We start from the raw sequence: 18528 nt of genomic DNA, 5'->3' as shown, positions 1-18528 counted from the left end.
ATAATAATTAACATGCTTTAGTAAATGATAGTCCGGCCATCTTGCCAGGCAAGATCCGCAACTTTCTGCCCCCGCTTCACAACGGGTTTAGGTTTGACACTAAAAAACTTATTGCCGGATAATCATACCGGCACTTGGTACTATAAAACGCCTGCAGTACGGAGTATCTATGTCGGGTTACGGCTGACGCCTAACCCGACCTACAAAGATGACTCGCATTTTTTGTCGTAAAAAAGTATCAACTACTTCATGAATTCTATAAAAAATACCAAATATCGTCTGTAATTTTAAAATTCCGTAGCGATATTAAAATCCAATCGTGGGTCGCCTTTGTTTACCGGCCCCAGTCGCGTAGGTCGGGTTAGGCGCTAGCCGTAACCCGACACATATACTGTCACTAACCCGACCTACAAGGATTATTAATTTTTTTGTAATAAAAAAATTCGCCTGTTATTTTTAAAATTCGGTAGCAATATTAAAGTCCAGTCGTGGATCGCCTTTGTTCACAGGCCCCAATGAAATAAACGGAAAACCGACATCCAGCATACCGCTCAGGTATTTCCACATCTTAAAGTGCATACCGAAACCGGCACTGGCCAATGTATTACCGCTTAGGTTACCCGGCAGCGGATTCTGTATCCATCCTTGGCCTGCATCAACAAACGCCAGCAATTTCAAAGTATTAAGATAATCCCAGTCCTCCAAGCCTAAATGTGGCGAATAGAGCTCAAGCGAACCAAACACGGCATCATCAGCCAGTGCCATTGTTTCAAAATAACCGCGCACACTCGTCGCGCCGCCCAACGAAAATTGCTCATTACTAATGAGTGGAGAATCGGCTACCTGACCCGATAAATGACTGCTTATTTCCATACCCAATGGCAAGTTATAAAGAAATTTAACATCACCGGTCCCATACATATAACTGGCTTTTGCCAGATAACGCTTGTTTTCAAACTCGGCCTGATCATTACCCAAGCCACGCACTGAAAAATGCATCCCCAAATCGAAACTGGTGAACGATTCTTTACCCCGAAAACTACCCGTGTATTGCGCCAGAAACGGCAGATAACTAATGGGTGTTTTATAACCACCGGGGCTGTTTAAGGTTAAATTTTCCTTAAAATCCTTGTAATCTGCACCCAGCGTTGCGCTATGAAAATAATTGTCCAGTGCCGGTAACGGCTTTATCAACCTTGCACCATAAATACTACCGGTACCAATGATTGTTGTCCCTCCAACACTGGCAACATTTGAAGTTGATGAAGAATTAACGCCATACAACGCCAACCGCATATCGGTATTAAACACCGGCATGGCATAGGTACCAGCCCATACACTGACTTCCTGACTATTCTCAGGCGATACTTGATACATCAATGATGCACTGTGCATTTTCTGCCAGAGATTGTCATAATGCAGTGACGATACAAGCCGTAACCGCGACGTACCGTAAGTATTTCGGCCATTAAGCTCTACTTTGCCGTGTAACGGCAACTCGTCTTTTACTTTTAAATCAACTTCCAGTGTACCGGGGGTTTCACCGGCACGTAAAATCGGCTGAACTTTCCGGTCGGCGCTTTCCCCACCCAACTCTGTTAATTGTTTCTGCATGATAGGAAAGTTAGGCACTTTCCCTTCTGCCAGTTCCGGCACTCCTGCCTTGATTTTTCCCAACGAGAAATAGCGGGACTCTGTCACCCGCAAGCGCGACACCTTGCCTTCCACAACATTTAGATAAACGATACCGTTTGTTACGTCTTGCTCGGGAATATCCACCATAACAGTTTGATAGCCCTTGGTTCGGTATAACTCCTCTAAAGCGGAGCGCGCCAAATCAACATTATCGATACTTTTTTTTGTGCCCAGAAAGGGATAGATCGTGCGTTCGAGCTGTTTCTTATCAAGCAGGGTATTGCCCTTTACTCGCAACTCCAATAAATCGAAACTGGCAGCAGGCGGCTTAATCGCCTGTTGTTGCGCAGCGTCAGTTGCTGCTACCTGCGGCGCTTCTTGTGCGTAGACATCAAGCCCTGCCTGAACCTGAGCTAGGGCAAAACCACTCAAGGCCAACCAGACTAAGGCACGGCTATGTTTATTACGATTTTGTTGCATGCGTATATTTGGTTAATACTAATCTGCGCCTTCCCAATGAAAGCATCTCAATTATCATTATATGAAAGTAAAGTTAAGGTTTTATGACAGGATGACTAAGTGTAAGTTAAAAGCTATACCTACATATGAACGCCAAGCTCCGTAGGCAAATATCAAAATCATTCCTCCCCATTAAGTCCTTACTTCCCATCGTACAGACTTTAACAGTCGAATCTTAAACCAACAATTATGTAGACTGTATTAAGTACCTTTTTTATAAAAAGGTACTATGGCACACCCTGCGAAAATAAAACGCAAAAAAAACCAGCCGTTCTAAAAACGACTGGTTTTCTTCGATTCGGTAATCCGTTACCTTAACTCAGGATTGCCCTGACTTTTATCCCGTTAAAACTTATAAACCTGCAACAGATTTGTTATAAGTTACTGGTGCACGACAATTATCCAATGCAACAGCAGAAGATGGCGTGTGTGAATAAGGGTTAACCGGCAAGCTGGCATTGAATATACCGGTTGTTACTGGGGTATTCGCTTTTGGATTGGCCAAATAAGCACCGTTACCAAAACCATGTGACAAGCCAGAACCCGAATTGATCGAACCCATTACCGCAGGTACCGTTGACGCTTTAATAATCGCATCAATGGTTGTTTTCAGGCCGGCTTCAGAAAATCTTGCATGAGCAGTATTGTATTGGAATGTATTTTCAAACCAGTCCAGATAATCACCTTTAACAACGTTAACCAACGTAGGCGCAACACCGTTGATTCTTACGAATTCAAAATTTGCGTCTTTTTTCTCTAAAGCTTGTGCACCGATAGCCCAACGAAATGTTTTAGGAGCAGTACCCGTTATATATGGATTAGTAAAGCCATCACCAGCGGTATCGACACCCAAATTCAGATCTTTCAAACAAGCAGTAACGCGACCAGAAGTTGAGTTCTCATGAATTAACGTGACTAAAGATGATTCTGTTTTAGTACCTGTATTACCGTTTAGGCCATCATTTCCAACAGCCGGAGGAGTAGTAGATGAAGCCGTAGTACAAGGATAATTTAAGGCAAAATTATTTAATTGCGCTTGTGTACCTGAGCCATTTTCACGACGGCAGACATGTGTCGTAGCGTTGGCAGGTGCATCAGCTGCTTGATTAGCTGATGCCCATGCTGCTAAACCAAGAGGTGCAGTTACACCAGGAATAGTGACCATTAATTTGTTCCAGTTATTCCAATCACCTTTAATCAGGGAAGCAATTTCCTGTTTTGACAAGCTGGGCATACAAGCAGCATTTGTCACATCGCCCACAATGCAAGTTGTACCAGATACTGGATCAGCAACTGGAATAGTATGCATGGCAAGTTGAGCACCTTGTAACGCTCTGTATAAATGCATGCTTACCGGGACACCAAACACAACTGCAGCGCCAGGTGTTACCGTTAACTTGGCAACATCCGCAGCTGTTACATTAGCAAACAGGGTGACATTATTAGTTTTTAAAGGAGCATTTAACCCTTGAAATTGCGCAGGATCGACATCAGAAACACCGACATCAGGAACAACCAATTGGTTATTTCCGGCAGTACCTGTTGTATAAGCACAAGTAATACTGGTTAATGTACCGGCAGCAGCAGGTGCTACACCAGTACAGTTTGTTGAGTTAACTTTTAAGAACTCGATAGTAGCACCGGCAGTATCGCCATTAGCTTCAGCAATGATTGGGCTAACGCCATAACCAGAACCGCCTTCATCACGCTTGTAAATTAATAAGTTAGCTTTGCCAGTGGCCAATGTTAAACCGGTCGCTGTTGTTGATTGCGTGCACAAATAAGCTTTTTGTGTCGCACCGTCAATATTGTCTTTAAATTTCCAGATAGGCTGGCTAACGTCACAAATTTGATCTGCAGCAACACCCGCACCTGTTAATACTTTTTCTATAAAAGTACCGGCCGCTGAAGCGCCAGACATATATACCACACGGGTATCGCCAGCTGCGCTGGTATCATAAACAGGAAAGTTGTTAGCATCAACGGTAATCGCTTGCGCGTTTCCCGCCAATAATGCAGCCGAAATGGCAGCACCCAGGATTAAATTTTTTTTCATTTTAGCCTCTCAATTAAAAAACATCAGAAACGACTGCATTAAAACAATGCAGCCGTCACAGGATTTATACAACCATTTATTTACGACGATTTAAACGCAACATACCCATCAAACCAGCGCCAAAAAACCATACTGCAGCAGGCAATGGCACAGCGGATATTGGAGCAGGAGCAGAAAAAGACAATGTATTACCCGCCAATGTCCATGATCCGGCAAACTGCTCTACGTGTGACTCTAGCTCGTCTCCTGCTGCATTAGGAACATTAGTGGCATGAAAAAAAGCTAACGCAGAGCCGTAAGCACCGGCAGCCTTAGCACCAGTTTGAAGGCCAAATGCATTATCAAAGTCTTTAAATTGTCCGGTATTTGCTATACTGCCATCATTAACAACTTTAGAGATATCAAAACCGGAAGCGTTAACTTCACCCGCTTGGATTTGAAAATTACTAACTAATGCGTCAATAGTATCAGTTAGCACCAAACCACCGACTGCACTTGAGGTAAGCAAAACATCAGGATTAACATTGCTGCCCACTATCAGCGCATAACTAGTAGTCGCAGCATTAAAGCCTGCAGCACCTTTAAAACCAGATGTCCATACGGCATCTAAAGACAGATCGTGAGTATAGGCATAAGTAGAGTTGCTAGCCGCTGCTATAAAAGCATCGATAGTCAAACCCGTATTCAAAGAGTACGTGTTTTTGCTGCTAGAATCATAAACCGACATAAACAGTTCTGAATCGCCATTATGAACAGAGATATTCGCATTAGCAGAACCAGCAGCTATCATTAACGCCGCAACGAGTAAAGTTTTGTTAAATTTTTTCATTTGTTAATACCAATTATGTTTAAAATTAAAATTCGCATAATGTGGCGGCCCAGCCATCTTAAAACATTTGTAATCTTTCAAGACCTGTAGCTTTCCGTCCCCGCTTCGCAACGGGTTTAGCTTTTACACTTTCTTTGTTACCAATATATTATTCACTGCTTTATTGCCAAGCAGTTAAGCTCCCGCTACCATAAATCTATTTCTTTACTGCTGAATACTGAATCAAGAATAAAGCGCTGTTGCTGCTTCTGTCAGTATGGTCAGTGCCTTCCCTTGCTTAACCGGCATCTGCTCCAGATGCTTTCAACGTGGAGCTAGTATCCCATATCGGTTCAATCTTTTGGATTACAAAACAGTGACAGTTGCTGACAATGTAATACACTTGTATGACAACTTCATTACTCTATATATTAATCTTGCAATACACTTACTCGGGCAGTGATAAAACAAGTCCTTTGCTTTGCAGTTGCCTAGTTGGGTTTGGTAAAAAGCTGTCCATGTCAACACAATTAGTATGGTAAAAGGATGACTTATTGATTAAATGTATGCTTTGTTATAAAGCTGTCACAATAATCAACTATATTTAATAATAATCAGACTTTAATGTAATTTCTGAACTTTACTAATACCAGCAGTTGAAATATGTCATCATCACCAGGAATTACTGAAGGCGATAAAAAACAAATCGTTTCAATGCGTTTAAACAATCATGATAGGAATGCTATCCAAACCATGGCGTCTCGTCTATTTGTAAGAGAAGCAGAACTTTATCGCTTTGCCGTTAGTAATCTTTTAAACCGCATGTACCAATTACACGACATGGATTGCACTGGCAGTGACTTACTGCCTTTATTTATTGAGTTTAGGGAAGAATTAAACCAGAATTTGGGCTTAAAAAAACAACAACTTTTTAAGATTATCAACAATGGCAATGCCAATCCCGATAAATTTGTGGCCATGGCTGACATAGAATTAATTCTGCTTCCACAACATTTGGTACGCCAACGTTTATTGCAAATAGATGCCGCACTGGCTTTTAAACAACTGGATATTAATACCTGGCTTAAAAGTTATTTTATAGCGAAATATAGCCTGCCTGAATTTATCAAGGAAGATCTTGATACTGCCGAAGCTGAAGTAGAGTTAGTGTTGGTTACTAAATAAAAAGTTTTTAGTCCACAAAAAGCACGAAACATGTACCCTGCTTGTTTCATTCGCAATGGAGGTCAGGCTTGTAAATATAGCCTCCCCCTTGTTAAAGACCATAGGCATCTACACAACTTCTCCTCATAATAAAAACAATGAGTTGTAGAAGCGCCAAGCTCCCTCTCTTGTTGGAGAGGGCTGGGATGACGACTGCACGGATGCAGCACAATGCAGGAGCAATTGCCGAGGAGAATAAAATCAAGCAGTTACATACCCCTCATCTCAACCTTCTCCCTTTGAAGAAGGAGCAGTAAGACTTGTGTATATACCTATGGTTAAAGACGCATTATTATATTTTTATAATTAAAGCAACCCGTCTATTTACTTGATGTTTCTTTTTTACCGCTTAAAAAATCAGCCTAATTGCTTGAAGTACTTTTATAAATCCTTATTTCATTAGAAAAATCGCTTGAAGTGTTTTGTTAATTTCTCGAAAAATTAGCACAATTGCTTGCGGTGTTTTGCTAATTTCTCAAGTAATCAGCATAAAAAACCAAGGTTTGTTGCCATAGACAAAAGCTATAAAACTCAAAGTTTCAATTTTTTACGAATTTTTATGCTTGTTTACAGTATTTATTTTACCAATCATACAAAAAGGTGGATATGGCACGCCTTACGCACTGTTTAGTTACACAATTAATTTGTAAATTCGTGAAGCTTATTTACTACTGGTTATCTTAATAAGTATGAATGCAAAAATGCACTACTTTATGTTGGCCCACCTTCACTGCCATTAAGTTAAGCCCCGCTAATACCTTGTAGTTCCTGTTCATTAATTTCAAAGCATTGCATGGCGGAAACAAGCTGAACCCAAAGGCTTTTCAGGGTGGGATGGTTTTTAGCCTTCATGAAGTCTTCTCGAAAGCGAGTATTCAACGTCATCAATTGATGAATGAGGTGTGCCATTTGCATGAATTGGAAGTAATTTTTAAGGGCACAATAACTTTTCCTGGCGTATTGATGTTCCATGCCATAGCCACCGTTTTTAAGGGTATTGAAGCCTTCATTCTCGATTTTCCAGCGCAAGCGTCCAGTCCGACTGGTGTCAGCAATATTGCTAGCATTGATGGGTAAATCAGTGATGTGGACAAAACGCGTAGTTTTTAGCGCCTCTTCGAGTACTTCTGTTTTTGTCGATCTGATGGTCTCTTTGCACGCCAGCCAATTTAACGTATGCCCTTTATAATCTACCGCCGTCACCCACTGAAATACCTGCTCTACGGTTTTGCCAGCGGGCAGATAGCACAGGTCCTGGCGGGTATTCTTGCTTTGCAGTGCCTGTAATTCCATAACTTCCTCCCAAACGGAGGTTAGGTTGCCGTCCTTAAAGGTCACGCAGTAATGCCATTGATTGGCTTTGCAAATAGCGAAAAAACCTTCATAGGGATATAAGCCATCCGCGAGTATCAGTATGGGCAGGCGTGGATAAACTTTCTTTAGTGTGGTTGCCAGACGGATGAAGCCCTTACGCTCACAATCTTGTTTGTCATACTCACCATCCTCGGGATTTTCAAGCCACTCAGTGGCGATGGATATGCTGAATCCGTTCGGGGTAATCAGCCTTGCTTCCAAGACTGAATGAAAGTAAGTGGTTTTACCATTTTTTGACGTACGCTGCAGGCATTGCTCATCACGTTGATGGTCATAACTACCCATCCCACTTGCATCAACCGCAATTCGAAACCAATGCCCACGGTAACGACTGTTATGGAAGGTTTTGCGTTGAATCAAAACCTGAATCATCTGGTGCTTCAATTGTTCAATTTGAAAAATATCTAACAAGTCCATGACCTTCTGCACGGAATCACCATGGGGCATGAAAAAACCGAATAGACGCCGGTAATTCTGCTTGAATTGTAGATTCTCACGGCACTGGTTGTATTGATTACGAGAACCCGATTTAAACAGGAACATCGCCAAGCATGCAGTCAGGTGAGCGGCCAACTCATAAGTTGAAGTTTTCTTACGACAATCATCCACCGCTCGCATCCACTCAAACAGCTCGGGAAAGTGTTGGCAAATGGTGGAGTACATTTCATGCACAAGTTGCTTTTTCTTCTGCTGCTGGCTAGTGATGGTCTCTTGCCTGGCTGCCGCAGCACGTTGCTTAGCTTTTTTTATTCGACGTTGGACGTAGATCTGGTTTGGTTTGAACGTTTTTTCATTGAAAGTATGATTTTAATGGTGAAATTAATGGAAAATCACTCATTATTCATTAAAACAGCAAGAAAAATTAAATTTTAACACTCAGCAACTGATTGATTTATAAGTTCTACTAGAACGCTCTGAATTGCTGCCGCCTTAGTGACTCAGCAACAATTTGGCGGTTACTGTGCCTTTGTTGGTTTGTTCCCGATTAATGCTAATTTGATCAACCGTGATGGCATGCTTTGTTTCCAGCACCGCCAGCCAAAGGGTTAGTTTATCGAAGGCAATATTTTCAAGCCACAAGGTCACTTTGTCGGCGCCTTCAGGAATCATGCGTTTGATGGCGGACTTTATGTCCAACTCATTACTGCTAGTATCAATAACGGTCATTATCGATTGCCCCTCTATACTATCAACCCCCGTGTCCTGTTGATTTTTACGTAACGTTGTAACTTCCAGGCTGGTCTTTTTTATAGCGTGATAAATCCGCTGCTGGGCATTAATTTTTTGTTCAAGCAGGATTTTTTCTGCGGCTATCGGCGCAATAACTAATTGATATAAAGCATAAAACACGATAAAAACAACAACGCCGACGGACAACAAGCGCTCTCTTGGCGACAGGGCTTCCAGGCGCTGCAGAAACTCATTTTTGTTTAATTTCAAGGTGTGCCTCCACGCCATTTGGGCCAGCTTCTGCGGACTGAACTTTTACTGATAAGGCATTTTTGCTTTCAAGCTGCTGCTTAAGTTGTTCAATTTGACTAATATCTGTGGCGATAAGCTGCAATTGCATTAGGTTGTTTATAAAATCCAGTTGCTGTAACTTAAAATCCGGGTTTGTGCCAAGCATTTCACCGGTCTGATATAACAGCTGCATAAATTGACTGCCCTGCCCTACGCTGTGTTTTTTTAGTTCAGTGACCTGCTGATCTGCCTGCACGTTGATATTAACAATCCGTTTTATCTCGGGAAAAGTTTGCTTAAACAGTTCTAATGTCTTTGTTTCCAGTGCTGCCAGTTCTGTATTTTGGTGCCAATAACCGGTTATCAAGGTGCCGATTTGTAGCAGTACAGCAAGCAGAATAACTCCTAACGCAGGCAACCACTCTTGCCAGTGCCAGTCCATTGTGTTTTTACGGCCAAAAACACCCGTTAACAAATTAAATTCACCACCCAACTTTACTGCACCGGCCTGTAAAAATGGTAAAACTGCCTCCAGTTTATGATGATCCTTGGTGATGGGTACGTCTAAAAACCACTGTGCAGGCTCATTAACCTCCCAGACTTGTAACCCATACAACTCCGGATTTTCTGTTAGCAACTTATCCAGCATCGTCGGTAATACCTCAACATCAATACCGCCACCCAGCCATTGCCCATTCCGTAAAATGGCATTGTGCCGATCAATAACAAGTGAACAACTCTCAGCCTGATAAGGCAGGCACAAGGTTTCCGGATAAACGCTGTTGATATTTATGCCGGCTTCCTTAAAACTCGACAGACAATTTTGCAGCTTGACCTGATTGATTGCCGCGACATAAACGGTGTCTTTGGACGGCCGATGCCAGACCAGATGATAAGTGTCTACGTCATCGGCAAGCAAATCTTCAAGCGCAAAAGGCAGTGCTTTTTTAATTTGACTGTTACTTTTAACCGGTAAATCGACTGCCAGCAACAAGATCTCTGCTGCCGGCAATAATAAGGTAATCGCTGTATTGCCGGCACTGACCGCCAAATCCTGCAACGTTCCCTGTTGTACTGCAGACGACGTAACATCATTTACAATCAGCCATTGAACATCCGCATCTTGTTGATTAATCAGTCTGGCTATAATTTTCTCAGCCATCCAGTAAACTCCTGCGCATCCGCTTGCTTATTTTAACCTTGCCATCGGCATTGCGTTGTATTTGTGACTGGAACGTTAATGCATTTTTCCCCATGTCGATTTGTCCTGATAATAAAAAATGGTTACTGACCACGCTCAAACTGGTTTTGTTGACACTAATACCAGCCATCGCTTCGTCTTTTAAAAACTCTTCCACTTTTTTAAAAGGTTTACCACTGGCTCTAAAGATGGATTCGGCTTCATCTTTTTTTATGTCCTTGGTCATGCAACGCAAAACCACAGCACTGGCCGTATTAACATTAACGGGTTGATAGCCCTCGGCCACATAAATATAGGGCAATAATTTTTCGTAATCTGTTTGAGTGATACCTTGTACCCGCAACAATTCGCTCACCTCTGCAAACGGGCTATTAGCACTACGGTAGGCCGGCACGAGCTTGGTATAAATTTCGTCTTCAGCACCGTTTGGATAACGCATTTCCATGTCAGGATCCATCCAATCCAGCATGGCGTCAACCAACTCGGGCTTTATATCAAGATTGGTTAACAAGCGCTTTAAGCGTTGAACGTCATCATCACTGGGTTTATCATCGACCAGTAAATTATTGATATTAATCCTGCCTTGCAACTCAATGATATCGGCTTTAATGTTCCCTTCTGGAATCGTTGAAAACAGCGGTTTACTCCAATGATCAGTAAGCGCGTCGTATTGATTGGTGGAAAAATCAATGTTAAGCTGATTTCCTGCCCAAGCTTCAAGCCCATGCACATACTCCCACGCTTGGCTTGAGCGCAACTGATTTTCGGTTCTGCGTATATCCATCTGCCGGTCACTGGACATTGATACCAACGAAACCGTAACAACCGCCAGTACCAGCATGACCGTAATCAGGGCAATGCCCCGCTGCGTGTTTGGCATCCTGAGTTTTTGCAGTGTCATTGATGCAATAAAAACAAACGCTGAATACTACCCAAACCGGCCAGCTTAAAACTGACTTCAAGCGCATCAGGACTTCCGCCACTGCCATTAAACGGCAACCAGGTTTGTGATTCTTCACTGTAAAAATTTATAGTAACTTGCTCGACTGTCATCAGTTTTCTACGTCGGTATTGTGTTTGCTGTGTTCTGTCCGGCAAGCTCCAAACCTGTCGATACAAGGCACCCTTTTCAAAACGGTAACTGACTCTATGCAAGCTATTGACTGCGCCATTACCAGAACCTACCGGCACACTGCGGGTAAACGCTAAAATCTCGTTTCCACGACCGCCACTAAAAGCGGGTTCTGGACTACCAAATTCATCCCTGATAGGCCGGTTGATTGCCTGACTTAAATCTTCATTAAGCAAATACAAAGTGGTTTGCAATTGCGCCATCTGTTGAGACCTGGGTTCTGTAGCGGCACGCGCCATAAGTACGGCTGCCAAACCGGCATAAGCCATCATCGACATCACCGCAAAGATGGCCAGCGCTATCAATATTTCCAGCAAGGTAAAGCCTTGTTGTTGATTTTTTCTATATTGCACTGACTGATTTTTCTCTATCACTACTGAACATTCCTTGTAGGGCGTGCCTCGCTACCTTAAAAGCTAGAATTCTCATCAATTTTTACTGACATCGCTGATTAAACCAAAAAGAGCCGTTTTGTCACCTTCCAAAAAAACCTCAATACGGTAACGCCACACCCCTGAAATAACGGCTTTATTTCGTTTGATTTGCCAATACCAACGTCGCCCGGCCATTTCATCCCAGCCATCTTGTGTTTCCGGTTTTTCTTTATCAAGGCGTAATTGCACAGCATGATTACTTGCAATAATCGCCGCAATCGTTTTGTTTTCCAAATACCACAAGTTATTAATATTATCTGCGGTAATTTTAATGGCACTCACCATTAAAATAGCCAGTAATGCCAATGCTATCAATACTTCCAGCAAGGTAAAACCATTTTCACGATGACTAAAAGCAACCTTGTTCATGGTTTGTTTTCGGTGCTAATCACCAATCCGTCTTCTGGGGTATTACTCACCCAAAAAATACTATCGCCATCCTTGATCGTTATTCTGATTTTAAACAATTCCATATCGCCATCAGGGGTCAAAATAATCTGTGGTTTTGGATCGACAGATTCAACGGACTGACGCGTTAAGACGACATCGTGTTCATCCATAGCCAGTTCCAGCAACATCTGCGGCAGCAAAATACGTGACTTGAATACCCCATCCGTTGTTTCTGGCTGCCATTTATTTTTTTTTACTACGGTAAAGCGATAACCCTGCCTGAATAATTCAAAACCTATATTATCGCCACGGGTAACCGCTTCCTGCGTAGCCAGTTCCAGAAGTTTAACCAGCCTTTCCGCTTCAAGCTTTTGCTGATCACGCGGATCAGCGGTACCCATTGACAACATGGCCATACCCGTTATCAAGCCTATTAAAACCAGAACAATAAGTAATTCAATCAGGGTAAAGCCTTTAGCTTTGTTCATGTAAAAAAATCAGTTTGTCCACGAAAAGCACAGAAAAATTCGGCATCCTTCATAAAAGCCAAAAATTAGTTGACACTTTTTTATCACAAAAAATGCTAATAATCTTTGTAGGGCTGGCTGTCGCTAACCCCATACACATCAACTTAAAGATATTAATTCACCACGAAGACACGAAGTTCACGAAGAAAAACCAAAGCAAGATCTTCGTGTTCTTCGTGTTTTCGTGGTGAAATGTCTTAAGTTAACGTCTCGCTGTCGCTAACCCAACGCGGCTAATGGATGCCGGCCATTTATTTCTGAGTCCAGTTGGTTATATCTGCGCCCGCTTCGGCTCCGCCTTCTATGCCGTCGGCACCGTAAGAATACAGATCAAACTCACCATGAACACCGGGTTTAAGATAAAAATACGGTTTACCCCAGGCATCCATTGGCATTTGGTCAAGATAGCCGCCTTGCTTCCAATGCGTACCTTGCGCCATACCGGCCGGTTTGGTCACCAGTGCTTCCAGGCCTTGTTCTGTGGTTGGGTAGCTGTAATTATCAAGCCGGTATAAATCCAACGCGGCGGTAATAGCCCTAATATCTTGCAGCGCACGCGTTGCCCTGGCTTCATCAGGTCGCCCCATGATTTTTGGGACAATAATAGCCGCCAAAATGCCAAGAATAACGACAACAATCATGACTTCGATCAGGGTAAAGCCTTGGTATTTTTTATCAGACATCGTTAGGTAAACCAGTAAATTAAAAGTAAGCCCGGGCAGTTGCCGAGGATAAATTAAAGCGGGACGAATTTACAGATACCATCCCTTGAAGCATGGGTATCTACACAACTTTTCCTCATAATAAAAACAATGAGTTGCAGAAGCGTCAAGCACCCTCTCTTGTTGGAGAGGGCTGGGGTGAGGAGAGTAAAATCAAGCAGTTACATTCCCCTCATCCCAACCTTCTCCCTTTGGAGAAGGAGCTGTAGGACTTGTGTAGATACAGATGCCCTTGAAGGGATGGTATCTGTCCCGACTTAAGTTGGTAGCGTAAATTAATAAGCGTAGAAAACAAAAGTGACATTATTATGACAGCACTATAATTTTTTAAACTATCGAACGAGTTGGTTCATTTCAAAAATCGGCAATAATATCGCCAACACAATGGCCAGTACCACCAAACCCATAAACAAAATGAGTATGGGTTCAAACAGTCCCAAGGTCATTTCGGTTAGCGCCTGAATGTCCCGCTCTTGATCATCAGCGGCACTCGCCAACATTTTCGGTAGTTGACCGCTGGCCTCACCACTGGCGACTAGATGAATAGTCACCGGTGGAAACAAGCCGCTTGCTTCCATTGCCTTGTTTAAGCTTTGCCCTTCCCTAACCTTGATGGCGGCCGTTTCCACAGCTTTCTGCATGGCATTATTGGTCAATACCTGACTTGATATCTTTAAAGCCTGTAATAATTCAACACCGCTATTAGTCAAAATCGCCAAGGTTCGGGTAAATCGGGCAGTATTCATGCCTTTGGCAAAGCGGGAAACTACCGGCATGTTTAGTAATAAATAATGAAAGCGCATGCGTGGTTCGGGTAATTGCAACAGGGCGTTGGCACCTAGTGCCAAGCCAATGACAAGCGCCAATAACATCAGCCCATAATTTTTAAAAAAATCGCTACAGGCAATAAGCACTTTAGTAATGGTCGGCAATTCACCGCCCATTTTATCAAATACGCTGGTTATTTCCGGCACTACATAAGCCAGTAAGCCGATCACAACCAATAAGGAAACCGACGTTAGCATGACAGGATAAATCATTGCCATCTGCAACTTACTATGTAACTGACCTTTATCGCCAATATAATCAGCTAATCGTTGTAACACCTGATCCAGCTTTCCTGATGATTCACCGGCTTCCACCGTGGCTCGATATAGCGGCGGAAAAGTACCTGGAAAGGCTCCGCAAGCCTGTGCCAAACTTTGACCTTCCATAATCCGGCTTCTGACACCCAGCAAAATTCGTTTGGCTTTTGCTGAGTCCAGTTGTTTAGCCGTAATGCCCAAAGCCTCATCAATCGACAGACCTGAACCCAACAACGCTGCCAACTGACGAGTAATATGCGCTAATTGCCGCATGTTAATACGCTGGACAAGTAACGGGCTTTTACTACTATGTTCTTTTTTATGAACTTCTTCTATTTCCAGCAAAGTTAGTTCGTTATTTTTTAATTGCTGCCTGGCTGTTTTAACAGTGTCACTTTCAATAGTGCCCTTAACGGTCTGGCATTTAACATTGATTGCCTTATATTCAAATGCTGCCATGTCTGCTTAATCCTTTTGAGTAATTCGGATGGCTTCATCCAGACTGGTATCGCCATTAAGAACTTTTTCGAGCGCACTCTGCTGTATGCTGCGAGAAAACAAGCGTGCATGTTGCTCCAGGGCTTGATCACCCGCACATTCATGAATCAAACTACGCATTGCGGCATTAATGGAAATAATTTCAAATATACCGACACGCCCTTTAAAGCCTCGTTGGCCGCATTGCATGCAGCCTTGTGCCTGATAAACGCTGACAGTATCTTGGTCATTGGCAACATAGCCCAACTTTTCCAGCTCATGAATCGGCACCGTCACCGCTTGTTTACACAACGGACATAACTTGCGCACCAATCGCTGTGCAATAACGCCCACCAGACTTGAAGCGAGTAAAAAGGGTTCTACGCCCATATCACGCAACCGGGTAATGGCACCGACTGCAGAATTGGTATGTAACGTTGATAGTACCAAATGGCCGGTTAAACTGGCTTGTACGGCAATTTCTGCGGTTTCTCTGTCACGTATTTCTCCAACCATGACAATATCAGGATCTTGCCTTAATATGGCTCGCAAACCTTTTGCAAAGGTCATTTCAACTTTATTGTTGACTTGGGTTTGGCCAATACCATCCAAATAAAATTCGATAGGATCTTCTACCGTGAGGATATTACGGGTACGTTCGTTAAGCTGGTTAACAATCGCATACAAACTGGTAGTCTTACCGGAACCGGTAGGTCCGGTAACCAGAATAATGCCATGCGGCCTGACAATCATCTCCTGAATACTGTCCAGTTCCTGATCAACCATACCTATCTGCCTTAAACTGAGCTGGTTTGCCTGTTTGTCCAGTAACCGCAACACCACTCGTTCACCATGACCGGAAGGCAATGTGGACACACGCACATCAACCGTTCGCCCGCCAATATTAAGGGAAATACGCCCATCCTGTGGCAGTCTTTTTTCAGCGATATCCAACTTGGCCATTACTTTTAGTCTGGAAATAACCATCGGTGCAAATTCGCGTTGCGGCTCAATTATCTCTCGTAAAGTGCCATCCACCCGAAAACGCACGACCATGCGTTTTTCGTAGGATTCGATATGAATATCCGAGGCATTTTCCTTGATTGCTTCCGTCAGCAAAGCGTTAATCAAACGAATAATCGGTGCTTCGTCAGCACTCTCCAGCAAATCTTCGGGCTTTGGTAAATGCTGCGCCATGTAAGACAAATCAAGATTGTCTTGCATGTCGTCAACCATTTGCTGGGCATGGCCGGACTTATGCTCGTAAACTTCTTGCAGCAAACGCTCAAAGCTTTCTTCGTTAATTTGCTCAAAGTTAACCGACTTGCCAACCAATCTTCGAATCTCAAACAGTGCCTGACTGGGTGTTTTTTGCAGATACAAAATTTCTGTCTTATATTCCGGACTTTCTTTAACCAAAATACCATATCTTTTGGCAAAGCTGTAAGAAGGTAATTTAACGCCTGCTTCCACACTATCCAAAACTAACACCGGATCAGTATTTATCATAATTACCGACTTAATCTGGAATAGATACCATCCCTTAAAGGGATGGTATCTATAAAATAATTTAACTTTAACTTGAAAGCCACCATCATTTGATAGTCTGCGATGTAACCGGATTATTAGGTATGTCAGGTGTCAACTCGGGGAGTATAGGCGCATGCTCGTTGGGCATCAACATTAAACCCCGTTTTCCGGATTGTTCCTGGTTATTACGTAAAGCGTTATATCTGTCGTTAGTAAACAAAGAAGCCTTTTCAGGATCACGCATAATCACCGGACGTAAAAAGACCATTAAATTCGTCTTTACAACCTTTGTACTATTGCTTTGAAACAAAAACCCCAGGAAAGGTAAATCGCCCAAGAAAGGTACTTTGTTCACCGTCACCTGAACATCATCCCCGATTAATCCACCTAAAACCAAAATCTTGCCGTCATCAACCAAAACAGAGGTATCTATTTCACGTTTGTTTAAAGTTGCACCACCACCACCTTTAGTATCGGTTGTCTCAACACTGGATACTTCCTGTTTAACCTTAAGCTTGATGGCATTGCCCTCATTAATTTGGGGCGTAACTTTTAGCATGGTACCCACATCTTGACGTGTATAAGTGTTAACGGCATTGGCAGCGCTGCCAGCCCCAGCCGTAAAACTACCGCTCAAGATAGGTACATTTTGTCCGACAAGCATACTGGCTTCTTCATTATCCAGAGTAACAATAGAGGGCGTTGATAACACATTAACATTATTATCTTTTGCAAATGCGGTCAGTAATGCCCGTAATTCACTACCTACCAAGTAACCTACACTTAAGCCTTTTCCAACACTCGAAGCCATATCACCCAGACTAATTGGAGATGAATTGACAGCAACGCCGTTTTCTACCAACTTGGTATGCCATTCAACGCCAACATTTTGGTCTTTCTCATAGTTAACTTCAGCAATAATCGCTTCAATATGAACTTGGGCACGGCGAATATCGAGTTGTTTAACGACTGATTTAAGTGAGCGCATTTTCTCGTTAGGGGCGGTGATAATCAATGAATTAGTCGCATCATCAGCACGAATATCAAAAGTCTTTTCTGTCGTGGCCTGGGTTTTAGGTTGATTTGAATTGCCGTCTTTTTTTTCGCCAACACCCGTCAACGTTTCAACTAATTCTTTAGCCACGGCATAGTGTAAATAAATGACATCGGTGTCACCGTCTTTTTCTATCGGTGTATCCAGATTGGCTATCAAGGCTCTTAATTGCAAACGAAGATCAGGAGCACCACCAATTATAATAGAGTTGGAGCGATCATCAGCAACCAAAGGCGGCCCGCCCGGATTGGTTTTTCCTGCGTTAGTACTGGCAATCAGGGTATTAAGAGGCTGGATTAAATCGGTCGCATTGGCATTACGCAAACTGATAATTTCAATTTTTTGCGCATCGCTGGTATCAATTTGTTTAATCATCGACGCCAGACGATTCACATTAGCCGCAGTATCAGAAAGAATAATGGTATTACTTTCGGGTACTGCTGCCATAAAAGCATATTGCGGCATTAACGGTAATAAAGTGGTAACCACCATAGTAGCATCAACATGATGTACTTGGACTATACGGGTTAACTGCTCATCACCGTTTAAAGAACGTGCGCGTAATTCACTTTCTTCGCCATCCTGTTTTGCCGTGATATTGGGAATTATCTTGACAATATTACCGTTAGGTATTGCTGAAAACCCATGTACTTTAAGTATCGACAAAAACACGTCATAAACTTGTGAGGCTTTCATTGGTGTTGAGGTAACCACTGAAATATTGCCGGTTATGCGCGGATCGACAATAAAATTTTTACCGGTGGCATCCGCCACTGTTTCAATCAGAGCGTGAATATCAACATTATTTAGATTAAGTGAAAACTCATCTTTTTCTGCCATCGAAACAGCACAAAAAAAAGTCAACACCAGACTGACCAGCAAACGCATGCACATAAAAT

The 18528-nt window shown here is 42.8% G+C and carries 15 protein-coding genes and 2 riboswitches; of the genes, 1 reads left to right on the top strand and 14 read right to left on the bottom strand.

The annotated features are described in order from the left end of the window. Window positions 1-23: 23 nt before the first annotated feature. A riboswitch (cyclic di-GMP riboswitch) is annotated at window positions 24-102 on the bottom strand. 354 nt (window positions 103-456) lie between these two features. The 3 genes from KKZ03_RS10115 to KKZ03_RS10105 all read right to left on the bottom strand — a co-directional run bounded on the left by KKZ03_RS10115 (window position 457) and on the right by KKZ03_RS10105 (window position 5039). Then, on the bottom strand, window positions 457-2115 hold the full coding sequence (locus KKZ03_RS10115; RefSeq protein ID WP_243221363.1) for a ShlB/FhaC/HecB family hemolysin secretion/activation protein: 1659 nt from the start codon (window positions 2113-2115) through the stop codon (window positions 457-459). A 391-nt stretch (window positions 2116-2506) separates the two neighbouring features. Continuing rightward, the gene (locus KKZ03_RS10110; RefSeq protein WP_243221362.1) at window positions 2507-4210 is read right to left on the bottom strand and encodes a hypothetical protein; all 1704 of its coding nucleotides are present in this window, start codon (window positions 4208-4210) and stop codon (window positions 2507-2509) included. A 76-nt stretch (window positions 4211-4286) separates the two neighbouring features. After that, on the bottom strand, window positions 4287-5039 hold the full coding sequence (locus tag KKZ03_RS10105) for a VPLPA-CTERM sorting domain-containing protein (RefSeq protein WP_243221361.1): 753 nt from the start codon (window positions 5037-5039) through the stop codon (window positions 4287-4289). 40 nt (window positions 5040-5079) lie between these two features. Continuing rightward, window positions 5080-5170: riboswitch (cyclic di-GMP riboswitch) on the bottom strand. Window positions 5171-5681: 511 nt separating this feature from the next. Here KKZ03_RS10105 and KKZ03_RS10100 point away from each other — a divergent pair. After that, entirely contained in the window at window positions 5682-6203 is a 522-nt protein-coding gene (locus KKZ03_RS10100; protein ID WP_243221360.1) for a hypothetical protein, read from the top strand. 780 nt (window positions 6204-6983) lie between these two features. Here KKZ03_RS10100 and KKZ03_RS10095 read toward each other — a convergent pair. The 11 genes from KKZ03_RS10095 to gspD all read right to left on the bottom strand — a co-directional run bounded on the left by KKZ03_RS10095 (window position 6984) and on the right by gspD (window position 18523). After that, window positions 6984-8279: a hypothetical protein gene (locus KKZ03_RS10095; protein ID WP_243221359.1), complete on the bottom strand. Its 1296-nt coding sequence runs from the start codon at window positions 8277-8279 to the stop codon at window positions 6984-6986. Window positions 8280-8546: 267 nt separating this feature from the next. Further along, window positions 8547-9056 carry a type II secretion system protein GspM gene (gspM, locus tag KKZ03_RS10090; protein ID WP_243221358.1) on the bottom strand — a complete coding sequence of 170 codons (510 nt, stop codon included), beginning with the start codon at window positions 9054-9056 and terminating at the stop codon, window positions 8547-8549. Then, window positions 9037-10239, bottom strand: coding sequence for a type II secretion system protein GspL (gspL, locus tag KKZ03_RS10085; protein WP_243221357.1), 1203 nt, complete (start codon window positions 10237-10239; stop codon window positions 9037-9039). The genes gspM and gspL overlap by 20 nt, the downstream gene beginning before the upstream one ends. Next, window positions 10232-11158: a type II secretion system minor pseudopilin GspK gene (gene gspK, locus KKZ03_RS10080; protein WP_243221356.1), complete on the bottom strand. Its 927-nt coding sequence runs from the start codon at window positions 11156-11158 to the stop codon at window positions 10232-10234. The genes gspL and gspK overlap by 8 nt, the downstream gene beginning before the upstream one ends. 17 nt (window positions 11159-11175) lie before the next feature. After that, the gene (gene gspJ / locus KKZ03_RS10075) at window positions 11176-11784 is read right to left on the bottom strand and encodes a type II secretion system minor pseudopilin GspJ (RefSeq protein WP_243221355.1); all 609 of its coding nucleotides are present in this window, start codon (window positions 11782-11784) and stop codon (window positions 11176-11178) included. Between the two features lie 54 nt (window positions 11785-11838). Continuing rightward, the gene (gene gspI / locus KKZ03_RS10070) at window positions 11839-12213 is read right to left on the bottom strand and encodes a type II secretion system minor pseudopilin GspI (RefSeq protein ID WP_243221354.1); all 375 of its coding nucleotides are present in this window, start codon (window positions 12211-12213) and stop codon (window positions 11839-11841) included. Continuing rightward, the gene (gspH, locus tag KKZ03_RS10065) at window positions 12210-12722 is read right to left on the bottom strand and encodes a type II secretion system minor pseudopilin GspH (protein ID WP_243221353.1); all 513 of its coding nucleotides are present in this window, start codon (window positions 12720-12722) and stop codon (window positions 12210-12212) included. The genes gspI and gspH overlap by 4 nt, the downstream gene beginning before the upstream one ends. 290 nt (window positions 12723-13012) lie before the next feature. Continuing rightward, window positions 13013-13444 (bottom strand): type II secretion system major pseudopilin GspG, encoded by a 432-nt coding sequence (gene gspG / locus KKZ03_RS10060; protein ID WP_243221352.1) that lies wholly within the window; start codon window positions 13442-13444, stop codon window positions 13013-13015. Between the two features lie 371 nt (window positions 13445-13815). Next, a complete protein-coding gene (gene gspF, locus KKZ03_RS10055; RefSeq protein ID WP_243221351.1) occupies window positions 13816-15027 on the bottom strand; it encodes a type II secretion system inner membrane protein GspF in 1212 nt (403 codons plus the stop codon). Window positions 15028-15033: 6 nt separating this feature from the next. Continuing rightward, entirely contained in the window at window positions 15034-16554 is a 1521-nt protein-coding gene (gene gspE / locus KKZ03_RS10050) for a type II secretion system ATPase GspE (protein ID WP_305852377.1), read from the bottom strand. Window positions 16555-16639: 85 nt separating this feature from the next. Beyond that, window positions 16640-18523: a type II secretion system secretin GspD gene (gene gspD / locus KKZ03_RS10045; RefSeq protein WP_243221350.1), complete on the bottom strand. Its 1884-nt coding sequence runs from the start codon at window positions 18521-18523 to the stop codon at window positions 16640-16642. Window positions 18524-18528 lie beyond the last annotated feature (5 nt).

This window comes from Methylobacter sp. S3L5C, from assembly GCF_022788635.1.
Classification (GTDB): domain Bacteria; phylum Pseudomonadota; class Gammaproteobacteria; order Methylococcales; family Methylomonadaceae; genus Methylobacter_C.
Note: the sequence above shows the minus strand (reverse complement) of the source record. Positions and strands in the feature narration are given on the sequence as shown.